Here is a 4,814-nt window from a genome sequence, read left to right on the forward strand (position 1 = left end):
ACATGGCCAACACCTGGCTGCAGGCGAGCGAAATCCTCGGCTTCACGGTGCACGTGAGCACGCCGAGCGGCTACGAGATCGATCCCCGCGTGGCGGGCGTCACCGACACGAGCTGCCTGAAGATCTTCAAGAACCCGCTCGACGCCTGCCGCGGCGCCCACCTCGTCACCACCGACGTGTGGACCAGCATGGGCTTCGAAGCCGAGAACGAAGCGCGTGTGAAGGCCTTCACCGACTGGTGTGTCGACCGCGAGATGATGGCCGCGGCGCAGGCCGATGCTCTCTTCATGCACTGCCTGCCCGCGCACCGCGGCGAAGAAGTGGAGGCCGAGGTGATCGACGGCCCGCAGTCGGTGGTGTGGGAAGAGGCCGAGAACCGGATGCACGTGCAGAAGGCCTTGATGGAATACCTCCTGCGCGGCCGCATCGGCTGATCCAGTACAGCGAGTTCAAGTGAAGCTGGCCCTCATCACCGACCTGCACGCCAACCGCGAGGCGGTGGATGCCGTGCTGGCTCATGCGCAAGCGCAAGGAACGGAGCAGTACGCCTTCCTCGGTGACTTCGTCGGCTACGGCGCCGACCCCGGCTGGGTGGTCGACCGTGTGCGCGAGCACGTGGCACGCGGTGCCTGGGCCGTGCGCGGCAACCACGACGCCGCCGCCGTGCTGGGCCCGCAGCCCACCATGGTGGAAGACGCGCGCCAGGTGGTCGCCTGGACGCACGAGCAGCTCGACCCGTCGCAGCTCGACTTCCTGGCCTCGCTGCCGCTCACGGTGATCGACGACACGCGCCTGTACGTGCACGCCAACGCCTTCGCGCCGCCCGAGTGGGCCTACATCCACGGCCGGGCCGACGCGGTGCGCAGCATGCAGGCCACGGCCTGCCGCATCACCTTCTGCGGCCACGTGCACGAGCCCAGGCTCTACCACTTCGCGCTCACCGGCAAGGTGGGCGAGTTCGCCCCGGTGCCCGACGTGCCCATCCCTCTTTCGCCGCAGCGGCAGTGGCTGGTCATTCCCGGCTCGGTGGGCCAGCCGCGCGATGGCAACCCCGCCGCCTGCTACGCCACCTTCGACACGCAAAGCGGCGACCTCACCTTCCACCGCGTGCCCTACGACCACGACACCGCGGCCGCCAAGGTGGTGGCTGCCGGCCTGCCGCAGCGCCTGGCGCAGCGCCTGCAAGATGGCGGCTGAGTTCGACGCGGCACCGCCCGCCACCCACCCCCTGCGCCCACTGCAGGCCGGCCAGGTGGTCGACGGCTTCCGGCTCGACAAGCACCTGCACCAGGGCGGCATGGCCCAGCTCTGGCAGGTGAGCGTGGCCGAAGGCGAGAGTGACAACGGCCTGCCCCCCAACGGCGGCGAGCCGCTGCCACTGATCATGAAGGTGCCGCGCATCAAGGGCGGCGAAGACCCGGCCAGCATCGTCGGCTTCGAGGTCGAGCAGATGATCCTGCCCAAGTTGAGCGGCGTGCACGTGCCGCGCTTCATCGCCAAGGGCGACTTCACGAGCCAGCCCTACATCGTGATGGAGCGCATCCCGGGAGACTCCTTGCGCGTGCGGCTCGATGCCGCGCCCTTGCCCATCGACGAGGTGATCGACATCGGCGTGCGCGTAGCGACCGCCCTGCACGACCTGCACCGCCAGCACCTGGTGCACCTGGACGTGAAGCCGAGCAACATCCTGTTCCGGCCGGTGGTGGATGGCGCGGGCGGCGAGGCTGTGCTGGTCGACTTCGGCCTGTCGCGCCACGAGCACCTGCCCGACCTGCTCGACGAAGACTTCGAGCTGCCCATGGGCACGGCGCCCTACATGTCGCCCGAGCAGATCCAGTTCGTGCGCAACGACCCGCGCAGCGACCTGTTCGCACTCGGCGTGATGCTCTACCACCTGACCACCGGCGAGCGCCCCTTCGGCGCCCCGGACAGCGTGCGCGGCCTGCGCGAGCGGCTCTACCGCGACCCGGTGCCGCCCATCACGCTGCGCCCCGACTGCCCGCCCTGGCTGCAAGAGGTGATCTTGCAGGCGCTGGAACCGCTGCCCGCCAACCGCCAGCAGACGGCCGCGCAACTGGCCTTCCAGCTGCAGCACCCGGCCCAGGTGGTGCTGACCGAGCGCGCCGCGCGGCGTGCGCGCAGCGGCACGATGAAGGTGCTGGGCCGCTGGTTCTCGGCGCTCGGCGCCGAGCCCTCGCAGCGCGCCAGCCCCTCGACGCAGCTGGCACGCAGCCCCATCTTGCTGGTGGCGGTGGACGTGGCCAATGCCGAGCGCGAGTTGCTCGACACCCTGCGCCTCACCGTCGAGCGCCTGCTCCACACCGTGCCCGGCGCGCGGCTCGCCTGCCTGGCCGTGATGCGCACCAACCGCATCGGCATGGACGATCTGATGGAGCCCGATGGCAGCAGCAAGCGCGTCAACCTGCTGGTTCAGCTCAAGCACTGGGCGCGCCCCCTGAGCCAGGCGCTCAAGCTGACCGCCGACACGCAGGCGGGGCGCATCACCTTCCACGTGCTCGAAGCGCCGGACCCGGCCGAAGCGATCATCGACTACGCGCGCAAGAACCAGGTCGATCACATCGTGATGGGTGCGCGCAGCAGCGGCACGCTGCGCCGCTACCTGGGCAGCGTCTCGACCCAGGTGGTGGCAGAGACCGAGTGCACCGTCACGGTGGTGCGCAGCCCCAAGCCGGACATCTGAGTCAGGCAGACGGCAGTACCGCCGTCACCTCGATCTCCACCTTGGCCCGGTCTTCCATCAGCGCCGACACCTGCACCGCACTCATCGCGATGCCGTAGGCGCCGATCAGCTCGCGGAACACCGCCCCCACCTCGCGCCCGCGCGACAGGTACTCGCGCTTGTCGGTCACGTACCAGGTCATGCGGGCAATGTGCTGCGGCCCGGCGCCCGCCTCGGCCAGCACCGCGAGCACATTGAGCAGGGCCTGGCGCACCTGGCCGACGAAGTCGTCGGTCTCGAACAAGCATTGCGCGTTCCAGCCGATCTGACCGGCCACGAAGACCTGCGTGCCGTTCACGGCCACGCCGTTGGCGTAGCCCTTGGGCGCGGCCCAGCCGGGGGGTTGAAGGATCTTCATCAATGCGGTTCCGTCGAAGGAGGCGCCGCCTCGGCCGCCATCTGGCGCAGGCGGAAGCGCTGCAGCTTGCCGGTCTCGGTGCGCGGCAAGGCGGTGCAGAAGGTGACGGCGCGCGGGTACTTGTAGGGTGCGATGGTCTGCTTGACGAAGTCCTGCAGCGCCTTGGCCTGCGCTTCCCCGGGCTCGTGGCCCGGCCGCAGCACCACGAAGGCCTTCACGATCTGCCCGCGTTCGCGGTCGGCCACGCCGACCACCCCGCACTCGGCCACCGCCGGGTGCTGCATCAGCGCGGCCTCGACCTCGGGGCCGGCGATGTTGTAGCCGCCGGAGATGATGAGGTCGTCGGTGCGCGCCTGGTAGACGAAGTAGCCGTCGGCATCGACGAGGTAGGCGTCGCCGGTGAGGTTCCAACCGTCCTGCACGTAGTGGCGCTGGCGGTCATCGGCCAGGTAGCGGCAGCCGGTCGGGCCCTTCACCGCCAGCCGGCCGATCTGCCCGGGCGGCAGAGGGCGGCCCTGGTCGTCGAGCACGCAGGCCTGGTAGCCGGGCACCACGGTGCCGGTGGCGCCGGGCCGGGCATGGGCCTCGTCGTGCGAGATGAAGATGTGCAGCATCTCCGTCGAACCGATGCCGTCGATGATCTCGATGCCCGTCGCCTCCTTCCAGAGCTGGCGCGTGGCAGCGGGCAGCGCCTCGCCGGCCGAGACGCACTGGCGCAGCGAGCTGGCGTCATGCGCGCGCACCAGCGGCGCCATCGCTCGGTACGAGGTGGGCGCGGTGAAGAGGGTGGTGGCGCGGTACTGCGCGATGGCGGCCGGCAGCTGGTCGGGGCTGGGCCGCTCGATCAGCACGCTGGACGCGCCCACCGACATCGGGAACAGCAGCAGCCCGCCCAGCCCGAAGGTGAAGGCCAGCGGCGGGCTGCCGATGAACACATCGCTCGCCTTTGGCTTGAGCACGTGCCGCGGCCAGCAGGCGCAGGCGGCCATCACGTCACGGTGGAAGTGCATGGTGCCCTTGGGCTCGCCGGTGGTGCCGGAGGTGAAGGCCATCAGGCAGACGTCGTCGGCCGTGGTGAGTGCGTTGTCGAAGTGCGCCGGTTGCGTGGCGGCACGCGCCTCCAGTTCGCCGCCACCCGCCGGGTTGAAGTGCAGCACCTGCGTGAGCGTGGGGCAGGCAGCGCGTGCCAGCGCGAGCTCGTCGGCCAGCCGCGCGTCGCACAGCGCATGGCTGATGCGCGCCTTGTGCACGATCTGCGTCAGCTCCTTGGCACGCAGCAGCGGCATGCTGCCCACCGCAATGCCGCCGGCCTTGACCACCGCGAACCAGCAGGCCGCCAGCATGGGCGAGTTGGGGCCGCGCAGCAGCACGCGGTTGCCGGGCACCAGGCCCATCTCGCCGACCAGCACACGGGCGATGCGGTTGGCCTGCGCCTGCAGCTCGGCGTAGCTCCAGCGCACGCCGGCGCCCAGCAGGCAGGGGCGATCGCCCTGGCCTTGCGTGACCCAGCGGTCGAGCAGTTCGGTGGCGCAGTTCAGTTGCTCAGGGAACTGCAGCTCCGGGCGGTCGAACACGAACTCGGGCAGCCACTCCGGCGGCGGCAGGTGGTCGCGGGCGAAGGTGTCGCGCATGTCAGTCACCCTCAAAGCGAGGCTGCTGCTTGGCGGCGAAGGCCTGGTAGGCGCGGTGGAAGTCCTGCGTCATCATGCAGATGGC

At 70.3% G+C, this 4,814-nt stretch carries 5 protein-coding genes; 3 read left to right on the top strand and 2 right to left on the bottom strand.

Annotated features, from left to right (window positions below; genetic code table 11):
• The 3 genes from VFL64_RS02870 to VFL64_RS02880 form a co-directional block, all read left to right on the top strand.
• Positions 1-434: Rossmann-fold NAD(P)-binding domain-containing protein (locus tag VFL64_RS02870; protein ID WP_489538875.1), on the top strand; the 434-nt coding region annotated here is incomplete at its 5' end.
• A 19-nt stretch (positions 435-453) separates the two neighbouring features.
• Entirely contained in the window at positions 454-1,197 is a 744-nt protein-coding gene (locus VFL64_RS02875; protein WP_489538876.1) for a metallophosphoesterase family protein, read from the top strand.
• Positions 1,187-2,701: a protein kinase domain-containing protein gene (locus tag VFL64_RS02880; RefSeq protein WP_489538877.1), complete on the top strand. Its 1,515-nt coding sequence runs from the start codon at positions 1,187-1,189 to the stop codon at positions 2,699-2,701. The genes VFL64_RS02875 and VFL64_RS02880 overlap by 11 nt, the downstream gene beginning before the upstream one ends.
• Before the next feature lies 1 nt (position 2,702).
• Here the strand turns inward: VFL64_RS02880 and VFL64_RS02885 are convergent, their stop codons facing one another.
• Both VFL64_RS02885 and VFL64_RS02890 read right to left on the bottom strand, forming a co-directional pair.
• On the bottom strand, positions 2,703-3,098 hold the full coding sequence (locus VFL64_RS02885) for a RidA family protein (protein WP_489538878.1): 396 nt from the start codon (positions 3,096-3,098) through the stop codon (positions 2,703-2,705).
• Positions 3,098-4,729, bottom strand: coding sequence for a benzoate-CoA ligase family protein (locus VFL64_RS02890; RefSeq protein WP_489538879.1), 1,632 nt, complete (start codon positions 4,727-4,729; stop codon positions 3,098-3,100). Before VFL64_RS02890 ends, VFL64_RS02885 begins: the two co-directional genes overlap by 1 nt.
• Between the last annotated feature and the right edge of the window lie 85 nt (positions 4,730-4,814).

It is taken from the genome of Rhizobacter sp. (assembly GCF_035702065.1).
Taxonomy (GTDB): Bacteria; Pseudomonadota; Gammaproteobacteria; order Burkholderiales; family Burkholderiaceae_C; genus Rhizobacter.